The 26,191-nt window shown below is 70.4% G+C and carries 17 protein-coding genes; 9 read left to right on the top strand and 8 right to left on the bottom strand.

Annotation, left to right across the window (positions count from 1 at the left end; genetic code table 11):
- Nucleotides 1-3: 3 nt before the first annotated feature.
- Entirely contained in the window at nucleotides 4-1,179 is a 1,176-nt protein-coding gene (locus tag A3Q40_RS02530; RefSeq protein WP_068099656.1) for an acyl-CoA dehydrogenase family protein, read from the bottom strand.
- A gap of 135 nt (nucleotides 1,180-1,314) precedes the next feature.
- On the opposite strand from A3Q40_RS02530, the gene A3Q40_RS02525 reads away from it, so the two are divergent.
- The 4 genes from A3Q40_RS02525 to A3Q40_RS02510 all read left to right on the top strand — a co-directional run bounded on the left by A3Q40_RS02525 (nucleotide 1,315) and on the right by A3Q40_RS02510 (nucleotide 7,984).
- On the top strand, nucleotides 1,315-1,920 hold the full coding sequence (locus tag A3Q40_RS02525; RefSeq protein WP_068099655.1) for a histidine phosphatase family protein: 606 nt from the start codon (nucleotides 1,315-1,317) through the stop codon (nucleotides 1,918-1,920).
- A 54-nt stretch (nucleotides 1,921-1,974) separates the two neighbouring features.
- The gene (locus A3Q40_RS02520) at nucleotides 1,975-3,534 is read left to right on the top strand and encodes a S1C family serine protease (protein ID WP_068099654.1); all 1,560 of its coding nucleotides are present in this window, start codon (nucleotides 1,975-1,977) and stop codon (nucleotides 3,532-3,534) included.
- Nucleotides 3,535-3,611: 77 nt separating this feature from the next.
- Nucleotides 3,612-6,485 carry a BTAD domain-containing putative transcriptional regulator gene (locus tag A3Q40_RS02515; protein WP_162269837.1) on the top strand — a complete coding sequence of 958 codons (2,874 nt, stop codon included), beginning with the start codon at nucleotides 3,612-3,614 and terminating at the stop codon, nucleotides 6,483-6,485.
- 221 nt (nucleotides 6,486-6,706) lie between these two features.
- A complete protein-coding gene (locus A3Q40_RS02510; RefSeq protein ID WP_082833716.1) occupies nucleotides 6,707-7,984 on the top strand; it encodes an MFS transporter in 1,278 nt (425 codons plus the stop codon).
- Between the two features lie 24 nt (nucleotides 7,985-8,008).
- Here A3Q40_RS02510 and A3Q40_RS02505 read toward each other — a convergent pair whose 3' ends face one another.
- Entirely contained in the window at nucleotides 8,009-9,769 is a 1,761-nt protein-coding gene (locus tag A3Q40_RS02505; RefSeq protein ID WP_068099652.1) for a DEAD/DEAH box helicase, read from the bottom strand.
- Between the two features lie 182 nt (nucleotides 9,770-9,951).
- On the opposite strand from A3Q40_RS02505, the gene A3Q40_RS02500 reads away from it, so the two are divergent.
- Nucleotides 9,952-11,739: an AMP-dependent synthetase/ligase gene (locus A3Q40_RS02500; protein ID WP_068099651.1), complete on the top strand. Its 1,788-nt coding sequence runs from the start codon at nucleotides 9,952-9,954 to the stop codon at nucleotides 11,737-11,739.
- A gap of 62 nt (nucleotides 11,740-11,801) precedes the next feature.
- Complete coding sequence (locus A3Q40_RS02495; protein WP_068099650.1) at nucleotides 11,802-13,373, top strand: molybdopterin-dependent oxidoreductase; 1,572 nt, start codon at nucleotides 11,802-11,804, stop codon at nucleotides 13,371-13,373.
- 23 nt (nucleotides 13,374-13,396) lie between these two features.
- Here the strand turns inward: A3Q40_RS02495 and A3Q40_RS02490 are convergent, their stop codons facing one another.
- Entirely contained in the window at nucleotides 13,397-14,011 is a 615-nt protein-coding gene (locus tag A3Q40_RS02490; protein ID WP_068104941.1) for an alpha/beta hydrolase, read from the bottom strand.
- Nucleotides 14,012-14,116: 105 nt separating this feature from the next.
- Here A3Q40_RS02490 and A3Q40_RS02485 point away from each other — a divergent pair, with 105 nt between their 5' ends.
- Nucleotides 14,117-15,109 carry an alpha/beta hydrolase gene (locus tag A3Q40_RS02485; RefSeq protein WP_068099649.1) on the top strand — a complete coding sequence of 331 codons (993 nt, stop codon included), beginning with the start codon at nucleotides 14,117-14,119 and terminating at the stop codon, nucleotides 15,107-15,109.
- 26 nt (nucleotides 15,110-15,135) lie between these two features.
- The gene (locus A3Q40_RS02480) at nucleotides 15,136-18,582 is read left to right on the top strand and encodes a TM0106 family RecB-like putative nuclease (protein WP_068104935.1); all 3,447 of its coding nucleotides are present in this window, start codon (nucleotides 15,136-15,138) and stop codon (nucleotides 18,580-18,582) included.
- Here the strand turns inward: A3Q40_RS02480 and A3Q40_RS02475 are convergent.
- Nucleotides 18,552-19,694, bottom strand: a complete 1,143-nt coding sequence (locus A3Q40_RS02475; RefSeq protein WP_068104938.1) for an alanine racemase — start codon at nucleotides 19,692-19,694, stop codon at nucleotides 18,552-18,554. The two genes, A3Q40_RS02480 and A3Q40_RS02475, sit on opposite strands and share 31 nt — an antisense overlap.
- Complete coding sequence (locus A3Q40_RS02470; RefSeq protein ID WP_068099648.1) at nucleotides 19,691-20,314, bottom strand: TetR/AcrR family transcriptional regulator; 624 nt, start codon at nucleotides 20,312-20,314, stop codon at nucleotides 19,691-19,693. Before A3Q40_RS02470 ends, A3Q40_RS02475 begins: the two co-directional genes overlap by 4 nt.
- Nucleotides 20,315-20,367: 53 nt before the next feature.
- On the opposite strand from A3Q40_RS02470, the gene A3Q40_RS02465 reads away from it, so the two are divergent.
- Nucleotides 20,368-21,660 carry a D-arabinono-1,4-lactone oxidase gene (locus A3Q40_RS02465; protein ID WP_068099647.1) on the top strand — a complete coding sequence of 431 codons (1,293 nt, stop codon included), beginning with the start codon at nucleotides 20,368-20,370 and terminating at the stop codon, nucleotides 21,658-21,660.
- A gap of 21 nt (nucleotides 21,661-21,681) precedes the next feature.
- On the opposite strand, the gene A3Q40_RS02460 is transcribed toward A3Q40_RS02465, so the two are convergent.
- The 3 genes from A3Q40_RS02460 to A3Q40_RS02450 all read right to left on the bottom strand — a co-directional run bounded on the left by A3Q40_RS02460 (nucleotide 21,682) and on the right by A3Q40_RS02450 (nucleotide 26,122).
- Complete coding sequence (locus A3Q40_RS02460; protein WP_068099646.1) at nucleotides 21,682-23,466, bottom strand: DUF222 domain-containing protein; 1,785 nt, start codon at nucleotides 23,464-23,466, stop codon at nucleotides 21,682-21,684.
- Nucleotides 23,467-23,582: 116 nt separating this feature from the next.
- Nucleotides 23,583-25,526: an MDR family MFS transporter gene (locus A3Q40_RS02455; protein WP_139204043.1), complete on the bottom strand. Its 1,944-nt coding sequence runs from the start codon at nucleotides 25,524-25,526 to the stop codon at nucleotides 23,583-23,585.
- 119 nt (nucleotides 25,527-25,645) lie between these two features.
- Nucleotides 25,646-26,122: a MarR family winged helix-turn-helix transcriptional regulator gene (locus A3Q40_RS02450; RefSeq protein WP_068099644.1), complete on the bottom strand. Its 477-nt coding sequence runs from the start codon at nucleotides 26,120-26,122 to the stop codon at nucleotides 25,646-25,648.
- Nucleotides 26,123-26,191 lie beyond the last annotated feature (69 nt).

Raw genomic sequence — 26,191 nt, 5'->3', positions numbered from 1 at the left:
GGTCTAGAGGCCGAGGATGCCGGAGGCGATGATGGTGCGCTGCACCTCGTTCGAGCCGCCGTAGATGGAGGTCTTGCGGAAGTTCAGGTACGTCGGGGTGGCGCGCTGCGCCCACACCGGCGTCGGAATGTCCTCGCCCGCCTCGAACGGCAGCGAGTCCGGTCCCGCGACGTCCGTGAGGATCTCGGTGGCGAGCTGCTGCAACTCGCTGCCGCGCAACTTGAGCACGGACGACGCCGGGTTCTCCTTGCCCTCGACGTAGCTCGACACGATGCGCAGCTGCGTCAGTTCCAGTGCGAGTACCTGGTTCTCGATCTCGGCGAAGCGCGCGGCGAAGACCGGGTCGTCGAGCAGGGTGCCGTCACCGACGGCGGTCTGCGCGGCGAGTTCCTTGGCACGGGCGAGCTTGGTCTTGGTGAAGCCGAGCCGGGTGATGCCGGTGCGCTCGTTGCTGAGCAGGAACTTCGCGTAGGTCCAGCCCGCGTTCTCCTCGCCGACGAGGTTCTCGGCGGGGACGCGCACGTTCTCGAACCACACCTCGTTGACCTCGTGGCCACCGTCGATGAGCTTGATGGGGCGCACGGTGATACCGGGGGTCTTCAGGTCCACCAGGATGAAGGAGATGCCGGCCTGCTTCTTCGGCGCATCGGGATTGGTCCGCGCGAGCACGAAGATCCAGTCGGCGTACTGACCGAGCGTGGTCCACGTCTTCTGCCCGTTGATGACGTACTCGTCGCCGTCCTTGATGGCGACGGTGCGCAGCGAGGCGAGGTCCGAGCCGGCCTCCGGCTCGGAGAATCCCTGGCACCACCAGATGTCCAGGTTCTGCGTCGGCGGCAGGAACTTCTGCTTCTGCTCCTCGCTGCCGAACGTCGCGATCACCGGCCCGACCATGGAGATGTTGAAGGCCAGCGGCTCCGGCACCGACGCGAGCTGCAGCTCGTCGAGCCAGATGTGGTGCTGCATGGGGGTCCAGTCCTTGCCGCCCCACTCCACCGGCCAGTGCGGGCTGGCCATTCCGTGCTTGTTGAGGATCTGCAGCGTGGTGACCATGTCCTCGCGGGACAGTTCCTCGCCGGCGGCGTTCCGCTCGCGGATGTCGGCCGGGATCTCGGTGCGGAAGAAGTTCCGCATCTCGTCGCGAAACGCGGCTTCGTCCTCGGTGAGTGCCAGGTTCATGAGTGACCTTTCACAGTCGGCATGTCGTCTGCTCTGCACCGTACTCCCCGGTAACTCCGGGGCGAAGGGGCGGTGACCAGGCACGCCGCCCGCCCGTCCGGTGACCCCGTCCGCCCCCGATACGCTGGGCCGACCATGCCCGAGACCCCGTCCCCCGACTCGACCTCGAACCACGTCACGGTCGCCCTGGTCCGCCACGGCGAAACCGACTGGAACCTCGAGGGCCGCTTGCAGGGCTCGTCGGACATCCCGCTGAACGACGAGGGCCGCCGCCAGGCCCGCGATGCGGGCATCACCCTGTCCGCCGGGTCCTGGAACGTCCTGGTGAGTTCGCCGCTGGTGCGCGCGGCGGAGACGGCGGACATCATCGGCCACGTCGTCGGGCTGACCCGCTCGGCGGCCCACGACGACCTGGTCGAACGTCGGTTCGGCCACGCCGAGGGACTCACCGGGTACGAGGCGTGGGCCTACTGGCCCGACGGCCGCTATCCCGGCGGGGAGAGTCGCGCCGACCTGGCCGAACGCGGTCGCCGACGACTGGACCTGCTCGCCGAGGACCACCGCGGCCGGTCGGTGATCGCCGTCGCGCACGGCGGGGTCATCCGCGCGATCCTCGAGACGATCATCGGCCATCCGCCGCCGCGCATCTCCAACGCCGGCATCTCCGTCGTCGAGACCGACGGCACGGGATGGACGGTGCGGACGATCGATTCGGTCCCGGTTCGCCGCCGGCGCTTTTGACCCGGGAAGTCGGCTCCAAGCGTTCTCCAAGCAGGTCCGTGCACGGTCTGCACCATGACCACACCACGCACCGGCGCTGCGTTCGCCGCGCTCGCCGTCACCACACTGGCACTGTCCGCCTGTTCGTTCTCCGTCGGCACCGGTTCCGGATCCGCCGCGTCCGACGGGGCGGTGCCCTTCGACCGTCTGCAGGACGCCACGATCCAGCTCGAGGCACGCGGCTCGTTCGTCTCGCCCGAGGAGGGCGGGTACGAGTCGGCCGGCCGCGGATCGGGTGTCATTCTCTCCGCCGACGGCTACGCCCTGACCAACAACCACGTCGTCACCGGCGCCGGCACTCTCGACGTGTGGCGCGGCGGGGATCAGTCGACGACGCTGTCGGCCCGCATCGTCGCCTCGTCGGAATGCATGGATCTGGCGGTGGTGAAACTCGACGCGACGGACCTGCCGTACGTGGGGTTCCACGAGGGCCCCATCGCTGTCGCGGACGAGGTCTACGCGGCCGGTTATCCCCTGGGGGACCCCACGTTCACGATGACCAAGGGCATCGTCTCCAAGGCGGACACCCCCGCCGACACCCCGTGGGCCTCGCTGGACCACGTCATCGAGCACGACGCGAAGATCCGCAGCGGCAATTCCGGTGGACCTCTCGTCGACACCGACGGTCGCCTGGTCGGCGTCAACTACGCCGGGAGCGACACCAACGACACCAACCTGGCCATTCACCGCGACGACGTGCAGAAGATCGTCGAGAAGCTCCGGGCCGGGGAGAACGTGCTCAGCATCGGCATCAACGGCGAGGCGCTCGTCGACGACTCCGGCGAGGGTGCCGGCATCTGGGTGAATTCGGTGGCCTCCGGGTCCGCGGCGGACGAGACCGGCATCCGCCCCGGGGACATCCTCACCTCGATGGAGGGCGTCACCCTGGGCACCGACGGCACGCTGAAGGAGTACTGCGACGTGCTGCAGACCCACGGCACCGACTCGGCCCTGGCCGTCGAGGTGTACCGACCGGACGAGGGGACCTACCTGCGCGGCCGCGTCAACGGCACGCCGCTCGAGGCGACCACGACCATCTCGAGCAGCGTCGGCGGCGTGGCCGGGTCGACCACAGCGCAGACGAGCGTGGACACCACCGGCTTCACCACGGTGACCGACGATTCCGGCGTCGTGAGCGTCGACGTCCCGGCCGAATGGAACCAGGTGGACGGCACCCAGTTCGAGGACGACCGCGGCAACCGGTACTACGGCGTCGAGGCGTCGAGCGATCTGGCCACCTACCAGGGAGGCTGGGGCGCGGTGGGCGCGTCGGTCCTGGCGTCGGACACGGCGGTGCGCACGTCGTCCCCGGAGGACCTGCTGACCTGGGCGGGGAAGTCCCTGCCCGAGTCCGGCTGCACGTCGAAGGGCCGCCAGCCCTACTCCGACGCCCTGCACACCGGCACCTTCGAGGTGTGGGAGAACTGCGGACCCGAGAAGGCGAAGTACATGCTGGTCGGCGCCGCGGCGGACAGCGGCGAGTACCTGGTGCTGGTGGCGGTGCAGGCGAACTCGGCGGACGACGTCGCCGCGGCCGACCGGGTGGTCAATTCCTTCGCGGTGGACATGACCTGACCTCGCGGTTCCCGGACACCGACCGGGGAGCACGGATTCGAGTGGCGCCGCGCCGGGAGAGATCTACTATTCCCGGCGTGGCGCCCGTTCCGTCCGGTCCTCCCCCCGTCGTGGTGCGAGTGCTCGGTGCCCTGACCGCGGAGGTCGACGGCGCCCCGGTGTCACTCGGGGGTCCCCGCCCCCGCGCGGTGCTCGCTCGTCTCGCCGTCGCCGACGGTCGTATGGTGACCGACGACGCCCTCATCGAGGACGTCTGGGGCGACGACGCTCCGCGCACCGCTCTGCTCACCCTGCAGGGCTACATCTCGTCGCTACGCAAGGCGCTCGATCCGGCGACTGCGCGGACCGGTCTCGGCGCCCGCATCGTCGTTCGAGACGGCCCCGGCTACGCACTACGCCTTCCGCCGGGAGGCCTGGACGCGGCCGTCTTCACGACCCTGGCCGCCGAGGCGCGGACCGCGCTCGGCCGCGGGGAGCCCGAGACGGCGGCACGGTTGCTCGACGACGCGCTGGCCCTGTGGCGCGGTCCGGCCTACGTCGAGTGTCTCGATCGAGAGTTCGCCGCACCGGAGATCGCCCGATTGACCGCGTTGCGCCACGGCGCGATCGAGGACCGCGCCGCCGCGGCGCTCGTTCTCGGCGACCACACCCGCGCCGTCGCGATGGCCGAAGCCCACACCCGGGAGCACCCGCTCCGCGAGCGCGGGTGGGCACTGTTGGCGGCCGCGCTCTACCGATCCGGGCGTCAGGGCGACGCCTCCACGACGCTGCGCACGGCACGGCGCACGTTGGCCGACGAACTCGGCGCCGACCCCGGTCCCGACCTCGTCGCCCTGCAGGACGCGGTGCTGCGACAGGACGACGCCGGGGTGGCGGCCGTCCTGCCCACGCCGGCGACGACGCCGTCGACACGTCGGCACCGGCGGGTTCCGGTACCGCTCACCCCGACCGTCGGCCGGGAGGACGACGTCCGGACGGTGACCGACGCACTGCGCGACCACCGGTCCGTCACTGTGACGGGACCGGGTGGGATGGGCAAGACCCGACTCGCCCTCGAGGTCGCGGGTCGGCGCGACGATCCGGACGGGCCGTGGTTCGTGGAACTCGCCGGTCTCCCCGGGCGGTCGGCCGACGAGGCGGGACCGGACGTCGGGGCGGACCCGGCCGGCGCGGTCGCCACGGCTCTGGGCGTGACGAGCGGCCGGGGCGTCGACGCGTTGGTCGCGGTCCTCGCGGACCGTCGTGCGCTGCTGGTGCTGGACAACTGCGAGCACGTCGTGGACTCCGTCGCCGTCCTGGTGACCGAGATCCTCCGCTCGTGCCCCGGCATGACCGTGCTGGCAACCAGCCGCGTCAGCCTGGGGACGCCCGGCGAATTCGTCCACGAGACACCACCTCTGGCCACCACCGGTGACGGACCGGCGGTGGAGCTGTTCCTCGCCCGTGCCTCCGACGCCACCGGTGGCGCGGCGGCGACCGAGGGCGATCGACTCGCCGCGGCCCGCCTCTGCGACGGTCTCGACGGGATGCCGCTGGCCATCGAACTCGCTGCGGCACAGGCACGTACGTTGTCGGTGCAGCAGTTGCTCGACCATCTCGACGATCGGCTGGCGGTGCTGCGGGGCGGCTCGCGGGCCACCCCGCGGCACGCCACGATGGCCGCGGCGATCGAGTGGTCCTACCGCTCCCTGACCGACGGTGAGAAGCTGCTGTTCACCGAGCTCGGTATCTTCGAGGGCGGCTTCGATCTGGATGCGGTCACCGCCGTCGTGGACCGGCCGGGTGCGGTGCTCGATCTCGCTCCGCTGGTGGAGAAGTCGTTGATCAAGGCGCTCGGCGGGCACCCGCGCCGCTACCGCATGCTCGAGACTCTGCGCAGCTACGCCGCGTCCGTGCGGGACGACGACGTCACCGCGCGGGTTCGGCGTCGGCACGTGCAGTGGGTGACCGACCTTGCCGACGCCGCATACGTGGAACTGCGCGGCCCGCGTGCGGCGCAGTGGATGGACCGCCTGGACCGGGAGATGCCGAACGTTCGTGCCGCACTGGAGCACTGCGCGGACGACCTCGAGACCCACCTGCACATCGCCGGCGGCCTGTACTGGTTCTGGTACCGGCGTGGTCACGTCGCGGAGGGCCTCCGTTATCTGGAACCGGCGATGAAGGCCCGCGATCTGCCCGCCGCGGTGACGGCGCGTGCCGTGGCCGGGTTGACCATCACCCGCTATCTCGCCGGCGACATCGCCGGGCTCATGGAATCCTTCGGCCGCCTCGCGGAGATCGAACCCACCACCGTCGGGGATCCGGTTCCGCGCACCGACGCCCTGGTGGCGTTGGCGTACTTCGAGGCCGGGGCCGGGCTGGTCGAGCCCGCCCTGGCGCACGCCGCCGAGGCCGTCGCGCTGGCCGAGAACTTCGGGGTGCCGTCGTCCGCGGCCGAGGCGACGATGAGTGCCGGCACGGCGTGGTTCCGGGCGGGTGACCCGGTCCGCGCCCACGAGTTCCTCCGCCGCGCCGTCGACGTGGCCGCCGCGTCGGGGTACCGCTGGTGCGAGGCGTCGTCGCTGTGGTTGGACGCCAAGGTCTCCCTCGCCGAACACGACGACGACCGCGCGGTGGCCTCGCTGCTGCGGATGCTCGACGCGTGCGAGGAGGCCGCGGACACGACGTCGACGATGGTCGGGCTCATGACGCTCGCCTACGCCCTGTTCCGCCGCGGCCACGTCGAGGACGCGGCGGCGTTGCGCGCCGTCGTCGACCTCCGGAGCGAGTCCATCGGGTACTGGCCCGCGGCGATGGATCCGGTCGACCTCGGGCCCTACGTGGCCGAGCTGACGGAGTCGATCCCCGCCGACACGGCCGCCGCCGCGGTGGCGACCGCCCGTGCCGCGGCGGAGGGCAGGGACGGGACGTCGGACCTCGTCGAGGACATTCTGCAGCGCTGCAGGTGAGAGCGTCGACCGTCGTTCGCATGGGTCACGATGGCGTAACGAAGGCGATCGCCGTCCCTCTCGATGCCACGATTCCGACCCCGGTTGGGTAGGCACGGTGGGTGACTTCCCCGGATACGACCCCAGACCGAAGTCCCGACCGACCGGGCGGCACCGCCGACCCGAGCACTCCTCACGACCCACCGGACGGTGTCCTGCGCCGCGCGATCGGCGCCTCGGCGATGGGCAACGCCACCGAATGGTTCGACTACGGCGTCTACGCCTACACCGCCACCTACATCTCCCGGGCGTTCTTCCCGGACGACCTCGAGTCCGCCACCCTCTTCACCCTCGGCATCTTCGCGATCTCGTTCCTCGTGCGTCCGCTCGGCGGCCTCGTGTGGGGCCCGCTGGGCGACCGACTCGGCCGCAAGCACGTCCTGGCCCTGACGATCGTGCTCATGGGCACCGCGACGTTCCTCATCGGTGTGATCCCGAGCTACGACTCGATCGGATTCTGGGCGCCCGTGCTGCTGGTGCTCCTGCGCATGATCCAGGGCTTCTCCACCGGCGGCGAGTACGGCGGCGCGGCGACGTTCATGGCCGAGTACTCCCCCGACCGCAAGCGCGGATTCTTCGGCAGCTTTCTCGAATTCGGCACGCTCGGCGGCTTCTCGCTGGGTGCCCTCGTGGTGCTGGCCGTCGATCTCGCGTCGACCGACGCGTTCATGGACACGTGGGGCTGGCGGCTCCCGTTCTTCGTCGCCGGCCCGCTGGCCCTGATCGGCCTCTACATGCGCTCCAAGCTCGAGGACACCCCGGTGTTCCGCGAGCTCGAGCAGTCGAACGAGGTCGCGCACGAGACCCGCACGCAGTTCCGCGAGCTGATCGCGCAGTACTGGCGACCGATCCTCACCCTGATGGGTCTGGTGGTCGCGCTCAACGTCTGCAACTACACCCTGCTCAGCTACATGCCGACCTATCTCGAACAGCGCATCGGGCTGACCAGCACGTCGTCGCTGTTCCTGGTGGTGATCGGTCAGCTCGCCATGATGGCCGTGATTCCGTTCGCCGGGTCGCTCTCCGACAAGGTCGGCCGCAAGCCCCTCTGGCTGGTCTCGATGGTCGGCCTGTTCGTCTTCGCCATTCCGATGTACCTGCTGATGGCGGTGAACTTCGCCTGGGCGATCGTCGCGTTCACCGTGCTGGGGCTGCTGTACGTGCTGCAGCTGTCGACCATCTCCGCGACGTTCCCGGCGATGTTCCCCACCCACGTGCGGTTCGCCGGCTTCGCCATCGCCTACAACGTGTCGACGTCGCTCTTCGGTGGCACCGCACCCGCCGCCAACGAATGGTTGGTCGAACGCACGGGCAACGACCTGGTGCCCGCGTTCTACATGATGGGCGCGTGCGTCGTCGGCCTGATCGCCCTGCTGTTCGTCGCCGAGACGGCGGGCGCGTCGCTGCGCGGCCGCGCCGTCCCGGGGGTGGACACGGAGGCCCACCCGACCGCGCGCTGAGTCAGCGGCGGCCGTCGCCTCGACTCAGCGGCGGCCGCGGGGCGGTCCCGAATCCCGCTGCAGCTGAATCAACTGCCCACTGATCCTGGTGCGGCGCAACGCTTCCAGCGTTTCGTCCGCCAGGTCGGCGGGCAGTTCGACCAGGCTGTGGTCGGGGCGGATGCTGATGTGCCCGAAGTCGCTGCGGCGCAGACCGCCCTCGTTGGCGATGGCGCCGACGATCGCGCCCGGCACCACCTTGTGCCGCTTTCCGACGCTGATGCGGTAGACCGCCATGTCCTGATCGGTCCGGCGCGACTTGCGCACGGGCGGCGCGTTCCGGTCGTCGAACGTCCGCTCGGGCCGTTCGCGCTTCTCCCGCGGCGCCGGGGGCGGCTCGGGCGCCATGAGGAACGCCTCGCCGTCCCGCGACTGGGTGGCCAGCGCCGCGGCGATGTCGGCCAGCGGCACGTCGTGCTCACGTTCGTAGTCCTCGATGAGGCGACGGAACAGGTGCAGCGACGGCGACTGGAGCGACGTGGTGATCGAATCGGCGAACTTGGCGACGCGCTGAGCGTTGACGTCGTCGACGCTCGGCAGCTGCATCTCGGTGATCGGCTGGCGCGTGGCCTTCTCGATCGCCCGGAGCAGATGGCGCTCGCGCGGCGCGACGAAGAGCAGCGCCTGGCCGGTGCGGCCGGCGCGACCGGTGCGGCCGATGCGGTGGACGTAGGACTCGGTGTCGTGCGGAATGTCGTAGTTGACGACGTGCGAGATGCGGTCGACGTCGAGTCCGCGCGCGGCGACGTCGGTGGCGACGAGGACGTCGAGGGCGCCGCTCTTGAGCTGGCCGATGGTCCGCTCGCGTTGCGCCTGCACGATGTCGCCGTTGATGGCGGCCGCCGAGTAGCCCCGGGCCCGCAGCTTCTCGGCGAGGTCCTCGGTGGCCTGCTTGGTGCGGACGAAGATGATCATCGCCTCGAAGTCCTCGACCTCGAAGATGCGGGTGAGGGCGTCGAGCTTGCGCTGGTGCGCGACCTGTACGTACCGCTGCGTGATGTTCGGCGCGGTGGACGTCGCCGTCTTCACCGTGATCTCGACCGGGTCGTGCATGTACTGCTTGCTCATCTTGCGGATCGAGCCCGGCATGGTGGCCGAGAACAGCGCGACCTGCTTGTACTCCGGAGTGTCGGCGAGGATGCGCTCGACGTCCTCCTGGAAGCCCATCTTGAGCATCTCGTCGGCCTCGTCGAGCACCAGGTACTCGAGGTGCGAGAGGTCCAGTGCGCCCTTCTCCAGGTGGTCGATGACCCGGCCGGGGGTGCCGACGATGATCTGCGCACCGCGCCGCAGACCGGACAACTGCACGCCGTAAGCCTGGCCGCCGTAGATCGGCAGGATGTGCAGGCCCGGGATCTTGGCGGCGTACTTGCCGAACGCCTCGGCCACCTGCAGCGCGAGCTCACGCGTGGGGGCGAGGACCAACGCCTGCGGAACGCGGTTGGCGACGTCGAGACGCGAGAGGATGGGAACGGCGAACGCCGCCGTCTTGCCCGTGCCCGTCTGCGCGAGTCCGACGACGTCCTTGCCCGCCATCAACGGCGGAATGGTGGCCGCCTGAATGGGCGACGGGGACTCGTACCCCACGTCGCGGAGCGCCGCGAGGACGCGATCGTCGATGCCGAGATCGGCGAAGGTCTGCGCGGGGGCCGCGTCGCGGGGTGCCTCGTGGTCGGGCTCGGGGGTGGGCTCGGACGCGGTCGACGCCGGGCGATCGCCGGTGGATTCACCGTCGGAAGTGCTCATGTGCACCAGAGTCTAGTCCCGATCGGGCCCCACGGTTCCCACCCGACGCGCCCCCGGCCCGGGGCACGCCTCTCGCGGTGGTTCGATTCGGACAAACGGGATACCGGGGAGACCGCCCGCTTCGGCCCGACCTGTGATCCAATACACAGCACATCTGGTGCTACTGGAAGGTAATCACGACCGTGCGCGAATACTCCGTCCCCGCGTCCTACACCGTTCCCGACGACGTCTCCATGGCGGACAGCGTCTTCACGTACGCGCAGGACACCCCGAGCTGGGTTCCCTTCCAGCGTCGGAGCGGGTCCGCGTTCGTCGACGTCACCGCGAAGCAGTTCGCGGAGGAGGTCGCCGCCGCCGCGAAGGGCCTCATGGCCTCCGGCATCGAGTTCGGCGACCGCGTCGCCATCCTCTCCGCGACCCGGTACGAGTGGGTCGTCCTCGACTACGCGATCTGGACCGCCGGTGCCTGCACCGTCTCCATCTACGAGACCTCGGCCGCCGACCAGGCGTCGTGGATTCTCGAGGACTCGGCGACGAAGCTGCTCATCGTCGAGACCAACGACCATCGCGAGCGGGTCAAGGAGGTCACCGAGAAGGCGGAGGCGCTCCGCGAGACGTTGGTGATCGACGGCGGCGCGGTCGACGAGCTGGTCACCCGCGGCCGGTCGGTCTCCGACGAGGATCTGCACGCTCGACGCAGGCAGGTCACCGCCTCCTCCGCGGCGACGCTCATCTACACCTCGGGGACCACGGGTCGCCCGAAGGGTGTGCAGCTGACCCACGGCAACTTCTACGCCGAGACCTCGGCGACGCAGGTGGCTCTGCACGACCAGATGACCGAGGGCAAGCGCACGCTGCTCTTCCTGCCGATGGCGCACGTGTTCGCCCGCGCAGTGTCCTTCGGCGCCTTCGAGGCCAAGGTGACCGTCGCCCACACCTCGGACACGACGACGCTGGTCGAGCAGTTCGCGGAGTTCCAGCCGGACTTCATCCTCTCGGTGCCCCGCGTGTTCGAGAAGGTCTACAACTCGGCCAAGCAGAAGGCACACGACGGCGGCAAGGGCAAGATCTTCGACCAGGCGGCCGAGGTCGCCATCGAGTGGAGCAAGGCGCAGGACGCCGGCGGCGCCGGGTTGGGGCTCAAGCTCAAGCACGCACTGTTCGACAAGCTGGTCTACTCCAAGCTGCGCGCGGCCCTCGGCGGCCGGTGCCAGAGCGCGCTGTCCGGCGGCGGTCCGCTCGGTGCCCGGCTCGGACACTTCTTCCGCGGCATCGGCGTCCCGGTCCGCGAGGGCTACGGGCTCACCGAGACCAGTGCGGCCGTCACGGTCAACACCACCGACAAGCAGCGCATCGGTTCGGTGGGCCGTCCCCTCGAGGGCCATGCCGTCAAGATCGCGGAGGACGGCGAGGTGCTGGTCAAGGGGCCGGTGGTCTTCTCCGGGTACTGGCACAACGACAAGGCCACCGAGGAGTCCATCCGCGACGGCTGGTTCCACACCGGCGACATCGGCTCGCTGGACGACGAGGGCTTCCTGTCGATCACCGGTCGCAAGAAGGAGATCATCGTGACCGCCGGCGGCAAGAACGTCGCCCCCGCCGGTCTCGAGGACGCCATCCGCTCGCACCCGCTGGTGAGCCAGTGCCTCGTGGTCGGCGACGCGAAGCCGTTCATCGGAGCGCTGATCACGCTGGACCCGGAAGCACTGCCGGGCTGGCTCGAGCGTCACGGGCTGGACAAGGACACCCAGGCCTCCGAGCTGACCACCAACAGCGATCTGGTCGCGGAGATCGACGCGGCGGTCGCGTCGGCCAATTCGAAGGTGTCCAACGCCGAGCAGATCAAGAAGTACACGATTCTGCCCGGCGACTTCACCATCGAATCCGGTGAACTCACCCCGACGATGAAGCTCAAGCGCAACGTCATTCTCGAGTCGCACGCCAAGGAGGTCTCCGAGATCTACGGCTGAGCGGACCGGACATTCGGGGCCGTTCCGGCAAGCCGTTCGAGGAACGGCCTCGAATACCGCACATGACCACCTCGCCCACCGTCGACACCCCGCCGGACGACACCCGCACCCGCATCCACCCGTTCTCCCGGATGCTCGCGGGCGTGATCTCCGCCGGCCTGGTGCTGGCGGTGGGCGAGGTGCTGTCGCTGTTCTTCTCCCCGTCGTCGTCGCCGTTCCTCGCCGTCGGGTCGACCACCGTGGACCGCACGCCCTCGTGGGCGCGCGAGTTCGCCATCGACACCTTCGGCACCAACGACAAGGTCGCGCTCTTCGTCGGCATGAGCGTGCTGATCGTGCTGATCTCGGCCGTCGCCGGTCTTCTCGAGCGGCCGTCCCGGCCGATCGGGTCCGTGATTCTCGCCGTGCTCGGCGCGGTGGGTGTGTTCGCGGTGACCCAGCGACCCACGTCCGACACGGTCGACGTGATCCCCACCGTCGTCGGCGTGATCGTCGGCATCGTTCTGCTCCGCCTGTTGACCCGCGCTCTCGTCCCGCCGCCCGGCGAGCGGGACGGTGCGATGCCGCGCCGGAAATTCCTCGTCCTCGCGGGCGCCGCGGCCGCGGTGGCGGTGGCCGCCGGTGCCGTCGGCCGCTACGTCGGCGAGCGGGCCGCCGGACTCGCGGACGACATGCGCAATTTCCGCATTCCGACGGTGCCCGCCGGAAACGCCGCCCCCGCCATTCCGGCGGGAACCGACATCGGTGTCGACGGAGCTACCTCGTTCGTCACCGCGAACGACACGTTCTACCGCATCGACACGGCTCTGCAGGTACCGCAGCTGACCACCGAGGAATGGCAGCTCCGCATCCACGGAATGGTCGACCGCGAGATCACCCTGTCGTGGGACGACCTCATGGCACGGACGCCGATCGAGCGCGTCATCACCTTGACCTGCGTCTCCAACGAAGTCGGAGGGCCCCTGGCCGGCAACGCGACCTGGGTCGGGTTCCCGATCGCGGACATCCTCGACGAGGCCGGCGTGCAGGCCGATGCGGACATGCTGCTCTCGACCTCCATCGACGGCATGACCATCGGCACCCCCGTCGAGGCCCTTCGGGACGGCCGCGACGCCATGCTGGCGGTGTCGATGAACGGGCAACCGCTCCCCCTCGAGCACGGCTACCCGGTGCGTCAGGTGGTGCCCGGCCTCTACGGCTACGTCTCCGCCACGAAGTGGGTCGTCGACTGGGAGCTGACTCGGTTCGACCAGGCGCAGGCGTACTGGACCGAGCGCGGCTGGGGTGAACGCGGACCGATCAAGACCGCGTCGCGCATCGACGTGCCGGCCGCATTCGCGCCGGTGTCGCCCGGCCGGGTCCGTATCGCCGGAACGGCGTGGCACCAGCACGTCGGCATCGACCGCGTCGAGGTCAGGGTGGACGACGGGCCGTGGCAGGAGGCCACCCTCGCCGAGGAGTACTCGGTGGACACCTGGCGTCAGTGGTACTGGGACTGGGACGCGACGGCCGGCAACCACAACGTCCAGGTCCGCGCGACGGACCGGACCGGCGAGACGCAGACCGAGGAGCGCACGCCGCCGATTCCGGGCGGGTCCACCGGCTGGCACACCCGCACGATCATCGTCAGCTGACGAACGCTGCCGCGTCGACTGTCTCAGGCGACGAACGCTGCCGCGTCGTCGGTCACGACGCGGTGGATCTTCTCGTGCAGCAGGTCGTGCCCGGCGTCGTCGTACTCCCGCAGGGTCACCGCCGTGCCGCGCACGAGGTCGCGGACGCCGTCGATGGGCACCATCCGGTCGTCGACACCGTGCAGCGCGAGCGTCGGGACGGCGGCCGCCCGGACGAGCGTGGCCCGATCCACCAGTCGGGTCGGCAGGGCGACGAGAACCAACGCCGTGACGGCCCTCGAAGACCCGTCGGCCAGCATTCGCACCGCCGTCGCGGAGCCCAGGGAATGCCCCATGACGGCGATCCGACCGGCCGTGTCGTCGTTCCGGTCGCCGATCTGCTCGACGAGCAGGCGCGCGTTCTCCGCGAGCGCGTCCAGGTAGGCGACGTCGTCCCCGATGTCGCCTTCCGACAGCCCGTGGCCGATGTGATCGAGCGCCGTCGTCTCGATGCCGTGCGCGGCCAGGGCCGCGGCGAAGCGGTGATAGTGCCCCGAGTGCTGACCGCGCCCGTGCAGGAACACCACGTGCGCGCGGGGCGACTCGACCGGCCACCGGCGGTAGTGGACGCGTCCGCGTGATCCCTCGAAGAACGGCATGAGGACCATTCTGGTCCGCAGAGCGCCGGGAGTCGTGACGGAGCTGTGACGGCATCGACGCGCGACCGACTCCGGCCGCGCGGCGCCGTCTGACACGATCGGACCATGAAGTCCGTTTTCCGTGGTCGCGCCGTCTCCCGTCTCCCCTCGGTCGTGACCGCCGTGGTCGCCGCTCTCACGGTGTCCGTGGTGGTGGTCCCGACCGCGGCGGCGCAGGACGGTCCGCGCGTGGTCGGCGTCCGCGACCTGTCGCCGACGCACTCGGTGGTCGACGTCTACTCCCCCGCCATGGACAAGGTGGTCTCGAACGACGTGCTGCGGCCCCGGGGCGGAGGGGCTGCCCCGACGCTGTATCTGCTGAACGGCGCCCTCGGCAACGAGGACGGCGTGGGGTGGATCAACAATTCCGGCGCGGTCGGGTTCTTCGCCGACAAGGCCGTCAACGTGGTGCTCCCCATCGGCGGTCGGCTGTCGTTCTACACCGACTGGCTGGCCGACGACGCGCTGATCGGTCGGAACAAGTGGCAGACGTACCTCACCGCGGAGCTGCCCGCGGTGATGGACCGCCACCTCGGCAGCACCCGTCGTAACGCCGTCGCCGGGGTCTCGATGAGCGGCGGACCCGCCCTCGATCTCGCGGTCCAGGCGCCCGGTCTCTATCGCGCGGCCGCGTCCCTCAGCGGCTGCCCGGCGTCGTCGCACCCGCTGGCGCAGGCCGCGATCTCGGTGATGATCGGCGGCGCGCTCACCAACCCGTTCGCCATGTGGGGCGTCCCCGGCGCGCCGGGATGGACGCAGCACGACCCGGCACAGAACGCACACCGACTGCGCGGCACCGCGGTCTACGCGGCGTCGGCCTCGGGCATGCCCGGACCGGTCGACGACATCCCCGCGGGCAGCCTCTTCCCGGTGGGCGGCGCCGCCGTGGAGGCGATGGTGAACGTGTGCACCGGCCTCTTCGCCGACGCCGTCCGCGCGGCCGGCGTGCCCGCGACGATCTCGATGCGCGATCACGGCTCGCACAGCTGGGCGCTGTTCGAGGACGAGCTGCGGGACGCGTGGTACTCCACGATCGCCCCGGCGCTCGGCACCCGCTGACGGACCCTCTCACTACGCTGGCACTCGTGTTCGTTCTCGACGACGACCTGATCCACAGTGCGGGGGACCTCGCTCTCGCCGCGCAGTGCGAGTTCGCGGTGCTGCGGACCCTGGACGCGCATCTCGGACGCCTCGACGCCGGCGCGACCGCAGGGACGGACGACGCGATGCTCGCCCGGCTGTCCCGGCTGGGTTCCCAGCACGAGGCACGGCAGTGGGCCGCGTACCGTCGGCAGTTCGGCGACGACGCGATCGCGGTGGAGCGACCGGGACGTCTGCGCTCGGAGCTCACCGCCGCCGCTGCGACCACCCTGGACGCGGCGGCGCGGCGGGCACCGGTGATCTATCAGGGCACGTTCTTCGGCGACGGTTTCCTCGGGTTCGGCGACTTCCTGGTGTACGACGAGGAGGCCGACGCCTACGAGGTCCACGACACCAAACTGTCACGGACCGAACGGGTTCCGTCCATCCTGCAGCTCGCGGCGTACGCGGAGGCGCTGACCGCGGCGGGCATTCCGGTGTCGGACACCGCCCGCCTCGTGCTCGGCGACGGCACGCGCACCGCCGTCCACCTTCCGGACGTCCTGCCGGTCCACCGGCGCGCGCGAGCGGAGCTGGTGGCTCTGCTCGACGAGCATCGCACTCAACTGCTCCCGGCCGACTGGGCCGATGCGACCGTGCGGGCCTGCTTCCGGTGCGAGCACTGCGCGCCGGAGGTCGAGGCGAGTCGTGATCTGCTGCTGGTCGCCGGGATGCGGGTGTCGCAGCGGGCCGCTCTGCTCGCGGCGGACGTCGCGACGATCGACGCGCTGGCCGCGTCGTCGGGCCCGGTGCCCGATCTGTCGGCCCGCAGCCTCGCGGGGCTGCGTGACCAGGCGCGCGTGCAGGTTCAGCAGGAGTCCACGGAATCACCCGTCGTCGAGTTCCACACGCCGTCGGCCCTCGGCGCGCTGCCGGCGCCCGACGACGGCGACATCTTCTTCGATTTCGAGGGCGACCCGCTGCACACCGAGAACGGGTCCACCGACTGGGGGCTCGAGTACCTGTTCGGCGTGCTCGAGACCGATCGCGCGTTCCGCCCGTTCTGGGCCCACGACCGCGACGAGGAGCGCGCGGCGTTCGTGGCCTTCGTCGACTACGTGCGGGAGCGGCGACGACAGCACCCCGCCATGCACGTGTATCACTATGCGGCTTACGAGAAGTCGGCCCTGCTCCGGCTGGCGTCGCGGCACGGCGTGTACGAGGAGGAGGTGGACGACCTGCTGCGCGAGCAGGTGCTGGTGGACCTCTACCCCGTGGTGCGCAGCACCCTGAGGATTGGGGCCCGCAGCTACAGCATCAAGAAGCTCGAGCCGGCGTACATGTCCGAGGTGCGCGGCGATGTGGCCGACGCGGTCGCCTCGATCACCGAGTACGCCCGGTGGCGGGACCTGCGCGATCGGGGCGAGCTCGACGAGGCTGCGACGGTGCTCGCCGAGATCGCGGACTACAACCGATACGACTGCGAGTCGACCCTCGAGCTGCGGAACTGGTTGCTGGCAAACGCCGCCGAGGCGGGCGTCACGCCCCGCGGTCCGATCGAGCCGACACCGCCGACCGACGACGACGACTCGCCGAACCCGGCGCGAGATGCTCTGCGCGAGTTCGCCGGGCCGACCGACGGGCGCACGCCCGAACGCCAGGGCGCGGCGCTGCTCGCCGCGGCGGTGGACTACCACCGACGGGAGGAGAAGCCGTTCTGGTGGGCGCACTTCGACCGTCTCTCGTCACCGGTGGACGAGTGGGCGGACACCCGCGACGTCTTCGTGGTCGAGAGCGTCGAGTCGATGTCGGACTGGGCGAAGCCCACGCCCCGACACAACGTTCGCCGAACCTCGGTGCTGCGCGGTGAGTTCGGTCCCGGCAGCGCCGTCCGGGGCGCGAAGGTCGCCGTGCTGTACGCGCCCCCGGCACCGGAGTGGATCAAGCCCGAGCTTCGCGCCAATCCGCAGTACCGGTGGACCGCCGCCGGGACCATCGTGGACGTCTCCGCGGACGGGTCCTCCGTGACGCTCGAGGAGTCGATTCCGAAGGGCGCCGACCCGCACGACCTCGAGCCCGTGGCCACCGCGCCCACGCGCGGACCCGCCACGACCACCCTGCGCGCCGCCGTGGCCACCACGGCGGTCGAGGTCGCCGACGCACTCCCCCATGTGCCCGAGTCGGCCGTCCTCGACCTGCTCCTGCGCCGCCGACCGCGCACCCGGTCCGGTCACCCGTTACGCACCGACGACCCGTCCGTCGCCGGAATCACCACCGCGCTGCTCGACCTCGATCGGTCCTACGTCGCCGTCCAGGGCCCGCCCGGAACGGGCAAGACCTACACGGGGTCTCGCGTCGTCGCCGCGCTGGTCCGCGACCATGGATGGCGCGTCGGCGTCGTGGGCCAGTCGCACGCCGTCGTCGAGAACTTCCTCGACGCCGTCGTCGACGCCGGACTCGACGGGACACGCGTCCACAAGAAGCCCGGATCGGATCGGCCTCGCCGCTGGACCGCGTCGGCCAAGGATGTCGACGTCGCCGCCCTCGACGGCGGCTGCGTGGTCGGCGGTACGGCGTGGACGATGACCAACCGGAAGAACATCGCCGAGAACGCGTTCGACCTACTGGTGATCGACGAGGCCGGCCAGTTCTGCCTGGCCAACACCGTCGCCGTCGGCCGCGCCGCACGGAACCTTCTTCTGCTCGGCGACCCGCAGCAGCTCCCCCAGGTGAGCCAGGGCAGTCACCCGGAGCCGGTGGACACCTCGGCCCTCGGGTGGCTGGCCGACGGAGCGGACACGCTCCCCGCCGACCTCGGCTGGTTCCTCGCCACCACGCGCCGCATGCATCCCGACGTGTGCCGCGTCGTGTCCGACCTGTCGTACGACGGCCGCCTGCACGCACACGAGAGCGTCGGGGCCAGGTCACTCGACGGCGTCTCGCCGGGCGTCCACACGGCGTTCGTCGACCATGTCGGGAATGCGACGTCGTCTCGCGAGGAAGCCGCCGAGGTGGTGCGACTCGCGCGGTCGGTGATCGGCCGGACGTGGCGGACCGGCGCCGAGTCGCGACCGCTGGAGTCGGCCGACGTCCTGGTGGTCGCGGCGTACAACGCACAGGTGGCCGTGATCCGGGCGGCACTCGACGACGCCGGACTCACGGACACCGCCTGCGGGACAGTGGACCGGTTCCAGGGCCGCGAGGCGCCGGTGGTGATCGTCTCGATGGCGGCCTCCGCGCCGGAGGACGTGCCGCGAGGCATGCCTTTCCTGCTGTCGCGCAACAGGATCAACGTCGCCCTCTCGCGGGGACAGTGGGTGTCGTACGTGGTGCGCTCCCCGGCGCTGACCCACTACCTGCCCGGCACACCCGTCGAGCTGTCACTGCTGGGCGCGTTCATGCGGGTCAGCCCGGACCTCGTTCAGCCGAAGGTACGTCCCTCGCCGCGGTAGGTGGGCACCGCGGTGCGGTTGTCGTACTCCACCAGGTGCACGGTGTCGAACCGCTCGCACACCTCCCCCGCCTTGGCGTGCCGGAACCACACCCGATCGCCGAGTGTCGCACCGGATCCCACGATCGGGGTCTGGACCTCGCCGACACCCTCGGCGCGCAGCAGGCGGCCCGGACCGACGATGCTCGGCACGCGCGACCGCCCGGTCGGTCCGGACGCGATGTACCCGCCGGCGAACGCCGTCGCGATGCGGGAGGTGGGGGTCCGCACGACGGGGAGGGCGAAGAACAGTGCGGGGGCGGGCGTGAACGCGTCGTACCCGTCGAAGAGGGTGGGCGCGAAGATGCCCGACCCGGCCGTGACTTCCGTGACCGACGGGTCGGCCGCGGACACCTCGAGAGACCCCGTGCCACCGCTGTTGACGATGCGCAGCGGGCCCACCGCGTCCCGCAGGGCGTTTACCACCGCGGCGCGGCGATAGGCCAACTCACCGGCGGACTTTCGCTTCATCCACCGCACGGCTCGCCCGGAATCGGGGAGGCCGGCGATCTGCGCCTCGTAGAACATCACGCCCTGGACGGCCATCCCCCGGCGTGACGCGTCGCGTCCCAGCGTGACGACGTCGGCCGGCGTCCGTAGCGGGGAGCGTCGGACGCCGATGTGCGCCGGGCCGAGCCGCAGCGAGGCGTCGACGTCCAGACAAACCCGCGGCGGCGATGCCCACGGGCCCACGGCCTCGAGCAGGTCGAGGTGGTCCGCGGAATCGACCATCAGCGTGATGCGCTGCGTCGCAGCGGCATTCGAGGCGAGCTGCGTGAGAGCGCCGCGGTCGACGGTGGGATAACCCATGAGCACGTCGTCGCACTCCAGCCACAGCGCCTCACGCAGGGACCAGGCCATGATCCCGGCGAACCCGGGGGTGGCCAGCGCGCGATCCAGCACCGCCCGCACCCGGACGGATTTCGATGCGACCCGAATGGGCGTCCCACCTGCACGGCGCACGAGGGCGGCCAGGTTGGTGTCGATCGCGGCGACGTCGGCGGCGAGCAGAGGCGCATCGATATCGGCCGTCGCGGAGTTCAGACGGTCGATCCGCGGATCGGTGGCCGTCATCGTGCCACCGCCCACGCGGCGACCCGATCGGCCAACGCATCGAGTTCCCCTGCAGCGGAATCGGAGTCGCGGTCGACCAGCCAGCGGAGCACGACGCCGTCGAGGGTGGCGAGGATCGAGCGGACCATCACGGGCACGGGCACCGTCCAGGTGGTGGCGGTGGCCTCGGCCACGTCGATCAGGAAGGGGGCGGTGGCGTCGTCCATCGCGCGATACTGCCGCTCCGCGATGGTGCGATGCGGGCCGTCGGCGCGGACCGCGTACGCCGTGATCTCGTAGGTGAGGATCTGACGCTCGGGGGTCGCCTCGATCGCGGCCCAGAGCGCGGCCAGCCCGCGTCGCACCGTCTCACCGACGGCCGAAGGGCCGACACCGGTACGCGGCACCGCGTCGAGGGCGGCGCGGACGGCCTCACCGAGTTCCGCGACGAGGACGTCCGCCATCGCACCGACCACGGCGTCCTTGTTCTCGAAGCAGTAGTGCACGACGCCGAGGGACACGGCCGCGCGCTCCGCGATTCCGCGGACCGTCACGGCTGCGATGCCCTGGTCCACGGCGAGAGCGAGTCCGGCGTCGGCGAGTTGTCGACGTCTGTCGTCGACGGAGAGTCGAGTAGGCACGTCGACGACCCTAGGGCTTGACTTGGACGCTTGTCCAGTATTTGATCCGAGGCATGACATGGTCGAACTGGGCCGGTAATCAGCAGGCGAGTCCCGTCGAGGTGGCACGACCCCGCGACGAGGCGGACGTGTGCGACGTCGTCCGTCGGGCTCCGGGGCGTGTCAAGGCCGTCGGCGCCGGCCATTCCTTCACCGGCGCCGCGGTGACCGACGGAACCCTCGTCTCACTCGACCTGCTTACGGGCATCGAGTCGACGACACCGGGCCCGGACGGCACCACTGATGTGACCGTGCGCGCCGGCACTCGACTCCGAGCGCTGTGCGCGATGCTCGACGACCGCGGCCTGGCCTTGACCAACATGGGTGACATCGACGTGCAATCGGTGGCCGGGGCCATCTCGACCGGGACACACGGCACCGGAGCACGATTCACCGGGCTGGCCGGTCAGGTGGTGGGAGTCCGCGTGGTCCTCGCGGACGGAACGGAACGGACGGTGACGGAAGGTCCGGTGTTCGAGTGTGCCCGACTCGGGCTCGGAGCCTTCGGCATCCTCACCGCCGTGACGCTCCGCTGTGTGCCGGCGTTCCTGCTGCGCGCCGAGGAGACTCCGGGTCGACTGGGCGACACCCTCGAGCGGTTCCCGCACGACGCCGCCACGATCGACCATCCGGAGTTCTACTGGTTTCCCCACACCGATCGTGTTCTGGTCAAACGCAATACGCGCCTCCCCGCGGACGCTACGGCGGCGCCTCTGAGCCGGATCCGACGCTGGTTCGACGACGACGTGATGGCCAACGGGGCCTTCGAGGTTCTCAACCGAGCGAGCACCCGGGTGCCCGCGGTGATCCCGCGCGTCAACCGCGTCTCGGCGGCGGCATGGTCGGGACGAACGATGACCGATCGCAGCCACCGAGTGTTCACGTCGAGCCGGCGGGTGCGGTTCCGCGAGAGCGAGTACGCGATACCACCGGAAGCTGTGCCCACGGTAATTCGCGAGCTCGACGCCTGGATTCGACGCACGGACTACCGAGTGACCTTTCCGGTCGAGATCCGCTGCGCGGCAGCAGACGACGTGTGGCTGTCCACTGCGCACGGTCGACCCAGCGCGTACATGGCCGCGCACCAGTACCACCGCCGACCGGACGGCGACTACTTCGCCGCGTTCGAGGCGATCGCGCGCAGTGTCGGAGGTCGGCCGCACTGGGGCAAACTGCACAGCCTGGGTGCCGACGAGCTCCGCGCGCTCTACCCGCGCTACGACGACGCGCTCGCTGTCCGCGCCGAGGTCGACCCGACCGGGGTGTTCGACAACGACTACCTCCGGCGGGTCCTTCCCCTCGGCTGACCGGGCACACCTGTCCGCTCGTCAGAACGGGGGTGGTGCGTCGTCGGGTTCGGGTGGTCGGACCCCGTTCAGGTTGTTGCGGAGTCGGTTTCGGTTGCGTTCCTGGCGTCGGCGGGCGTGTTTCTGCTCGGTGCGTGGGGCTGGTCGGGTGGGTTCGGGCTCGTCCGGTGCCGGGGTGCGCGGTGGTGCGGTTCTGCCGGTGGCGGGTGGGTCGCCGAAGACGATCATGTCGAGTCCGGGGTGGGTGTCGAACCCGGTGTGCGCCGGGCCGAGCACGGTGCGGCCTTCCGGGATGGTGACCGTGCGGACGATCCGACCCGGGTGGTCGGGGTCGTCGTATTGGTCGTCGACGAAGTCCCCGAACGTTTTCAGTAGGTGGTGGAACCGGCATTTCGCGCCGAGCCCGGTCGCAGTGGTCTGCCCGCCCCGCTCGGGGTGGGCGTGGTCGTATTCGGTGATGTGGTCGAGGTCGCCGTCCCACGCCGGCCGGTTGCAGCCGGGCCAGGTGCAGTACCGGTCTCGGGCGCGGATGTAGGTGTCCAGTGCCGCGGACGGCCGGTAGGGGTCGGCCGGTTGGGTCGCCGGGAGTGGAGTGTCCGTGCCGTCGCCCAACGGGCGAACCAGGGTGTCGGGGTCGTGGGCGAGGTCGCGGACGTGGGCGCCGGAGATGATGCCGAGCCCGGCGACGTACCCGACGCCGTCGATCAGGTCGGGCTCGGGCTCCGCCGCAGCCTCGTCGACCGCTGCCTCGTCGACCGGGACCGCCTCGGGCTCTACGGCAACGGCTGCAGCCTCGTCGACCACGACCTCTTCCACGGTGACCTCGTCGGCGACGCCCTGATCTGCCGCGACTGCCGTCGTCTCCACGTTCTGCGCCTGCGGGTGCGCCGCCGTGTTCGCGGGGACGGGTCCGGTGAGGGTGGTGGTGTCGGTGACGACGTGGATCACGATTCGTGCCGCGGTCGCCGCGACCTCGTCCGCATCGACCACCGTGAAGGCACAGTCGGGGCGGGCGCAGTCGCAGCCGAACGGGGCGTGCTTGACCAGTGCGAACAGCGCGTCCGATGCCCGCGCACCCTTGCTGCGACTGTCGTGCTTGCAGACCTGCGCGGCGAGGCGTTCGACGACGCGGGCGACGATGGCGGCGCGTTCGGCGGACATCGTCGCCCCCACCGTTCCCATCCCGTCGCGACCGGCCTCGGTGAAGAAGCACCGCCCTTTCAGTGCTTCCTCGCGGCGTTCGCGGACGGCGTCGGGATCACGCCGGTAGACCATCTGGTCGCACAGGTCCCGCACCCGCGCCGTCGACCACGACCCCGGCTTGCGCAACGCGGCGGCGATGTCGGCGTCCACCTGCTCCTGGTACGGGCGGCCGTGGACGAGTTCGGTGCGGGAGACGATGGTGCGAATGAAAGTCGGGGAAACCACCCCGTCGCGCAGGCACTCGAACACCCGCGGCAACCGGTCCCGCAGGGCCACGGCGTTGTCGAGGATCCGTTCGGCGACGTACTGCGACACCGACAGGGCGGTCGCGATGCGGGCGGCGCACTGGGCGAACGCATCCACGGCCCGCTCGTCGTGGTCCTCCTCCGGCACCACCAACTCGGTGTGCAGGGCGGCGGCGTGCCGATAGCGGCGCCACTCCAGATAGCCCGCCCCCGCAGCGAGATCGGCCAGCGCGTCGAGATGCCCGACCACCGGCAAGTCGAACGACACCGGCAGACCCAACGCGGCAGGGTCACGCGAAGGCCACGGCACACCCCCCACCTGCGCCGCGCCCACCGCGCCGACCCCCCGATCGCTCATGTGTTCGATTGTAGTGTCCCCCACCGACACCCGCCACGACAAAGACCGAAAACCGGGACAGCAGAACGCCCCGCCCCATCCGAACGGGATGGAGCGGGGCGCTTCCGAACCGGCGATCAGTTGGTGGCGTACCGACCGGCGTCGTCGGGCACATGCACGTCGCCGAGCACGCGGGCGATCTGGTCCTCGCTGAGTCCCAGCCGGCGCAGTCGTTCGCAGGCTGCGTCGAACCCGAGCATCTTGGCGTCGAGACGCTGTTGCAATTCGGCGACCTCGGCGCGCAGCGCCTCCGCCTCCTCGAGGGCCTCGAGCGTTTCCGTCGGGCGAGGCAGGAGCAGGGACAGCAGGCGATCACGAGCGTCGGTGCTCAATCCGTCGAACGGAGCCTGGCCGGGAGCAGCCTCGTGACGTCCGGACGGCGCAGAGCCTGCGTCGTGACGGGACTCCCCGGGCAGCGCCTCGTCGGGCGCGGGGCGCACCGTCGTCGCCGTGGGCACTGCCACGGCATCGACGTCGGGCGTGCCCTGGGCGTCGGGCTGCACGGCGGACGCGGACTCGGCCTTGAGATCGATCGTGGTGCGCAGCGGGCGGTTCGGAATGAACAGCACGGCGAGCACGGTCACCAGGGCCACCGCACCGGCGATGAGGAAGATGCGACCGGTGGCGTCGCCGTACGCGGTCCGGATGACCGCGGCGACGGGTGCCGGGAGCGAGGCGAAGTCGAGCGATCCACCGCCGCCGGACGACCCGGCGGGCACACCCAGCGCGGCCAGGCCCGACGCGGAGTTCTCGGCGACGCGGGTGGCGAGGACCGAACCCAGGACGGAGACGCCGATCGCGCCACCGAAGGTGCGGAAGAACGCGACCGTGGACGACGCCGCACCGATGTTCTGCACCGACACGGTGTTCTGCACGGCGAGCACCAGGTTCTGCATCAGCATGCCCGTGCCCAGACCGACGACCGCGATGAAGATGCCGACCAGCCACAGCTCGGTCGCGTGGTCGATGCTGCCGAGGAGGCCGAAGCCGACCACGAGGAGCACGGAACCGGTGACGATGAACGGCTTCCACTTGCCGAAGCGCGAGATCAGCTGACCCGAGCCCACCGAGGACACCAGCATGCCGGCGACCAGCGGGATGGTGAGCAGACCGGCCGCCGTCGGCGAGTAGCCCCGAGCCGTCTGGAAGTACTGACCCAGGAAGGTGGTGGCACCGAACAGACCGACACCGACGGCGACCGACGCGATGATCGCGAGACCGGTGGTGCGCTCGGTGACGATCTTCAGGGGGATGATCGGGCTCTTGACGCGAGCCTCGACGATGACGGTCAGCACCAGCAGCGCCACGCCCGAGCCGACGTAGATCGCCGTCTCGCGGGAGAGCCACTCGTAGTAGCCGGCCTTGCCGGCGAACGAGACCCAGATGAGCAGGATCGACACACCGGCGGTGAGGAGCAGCGCGCCGAGCCAGTCGATGGAGACGTCGTCCTTGCGCTCGGTGGTGATGTGCAGGGTCCGCTGCAGGAGGAACAGCGCGATGACGGCGAGCGGGATGCAGACGAAGAAGCACCAGCGCCAGCCGAGCGGGCTGTCGACGATCACGCCGCCGAGGATCGGGCCGCCGGACATCGAGACGGCCATGACGGCGCCCATGTACCCGGAGTACCGCCCGCGCTCACGCGGGGAGACGATGCTGCCGATGATGGCGACGACCAGCGCGGTCAGACCGCCCATGCCGATGCCCTGAACCACGCGAGCGGCGAGCAGGATCGGCACGTTGTGGGCGAACCCGGCCATGACCGATCCGGCGACGAAGATGACCAGCGAGGTCTGGACCAGCACCTTCTTGTTGAACAGGTCGGCGAGCTTGCCCCAGATGGGGGTGGACGCCGCGTTGGCGAGCAGAGCCGTCGTGATGACCCAGGCGTACGCCGTCTGCGATCCCTTCAGGTCACCGATGATGGTGGGCAGCGCCGTCGAGACGATGGTGGTGCTGAGCAGCGCGGTGAACAGACCCGCGAGCAGACCGACCAGTGCCTCGAGAATCTGGCGGTGGGTCATCGCCTTCGGGTCGGCGGCGGAGTCCGGCGTGGGGGTCCGACGGTCCCGTTCGGCCCGGGACGGCGGCGCGTCGTAGGTGGTAGCCATGGGAATTCTCTCTTCGGTCGTATCTCGGATAGTCAGCCGGCGAATACGCGGGAGCCCGAATGCCGGGACTGCGCGTCGACGGTGAAAGTGGTGGTCAGCCGAGTGATGGATTCGAGGGCGGCATGCGCATCGTCCTCGTCCCAGTCGGCGAGCAGTTCCGACAACCGCTGCACTCGTTGCGCTTTGATGCGCTCCAGGCAGGCGATTCCCTGGTCGGACACGTGGACCCGAGTCGCCCGACCGTCGGCCGGATCGGGTGTACGAACGACGTGTCCGGCGTCGGTCAGCTCGGCGAGTTGGCGACTGAGCACGGACTGGCTGGTGCACATGACCACGGCGAGCTCGGACTGACGGCATTCGCCGTGGGTCGCGAGGGTGCCGAGGACGCCGACGAGTGCCGGCGCCAGTTCGAGTCGGTCGTCGCTGCGGGCCACGGCGACCCGCAGTGCCCGGCCGAATCGGAAGACCTCTTCCACGAGCGATGCGGCGGTGTCGGTGCGTACGGCCACTGCCCTCACCCCTTCCAGTTGCTTACTGTCGGCAACTATATAGATAGATGCTGTAGGTAAACAACTGTC

This window comes from Rhodococcus sp. PBTS 1 (genome assembly GCF_001620025.1).
Classification (GTDB): domain Bacteria; phylum Actinomycetota; class Actinomycetes; order Mycobacteriales; family Mycobacteriaceae; genus Rhodococcoides; species Rhodococcoides kroppenstedtii.
The sequence above is the reverse complement of the archived record's forward strand: the minus strand, read 5'-3'. Positions and strand labels throughout refer to the sequence as shown.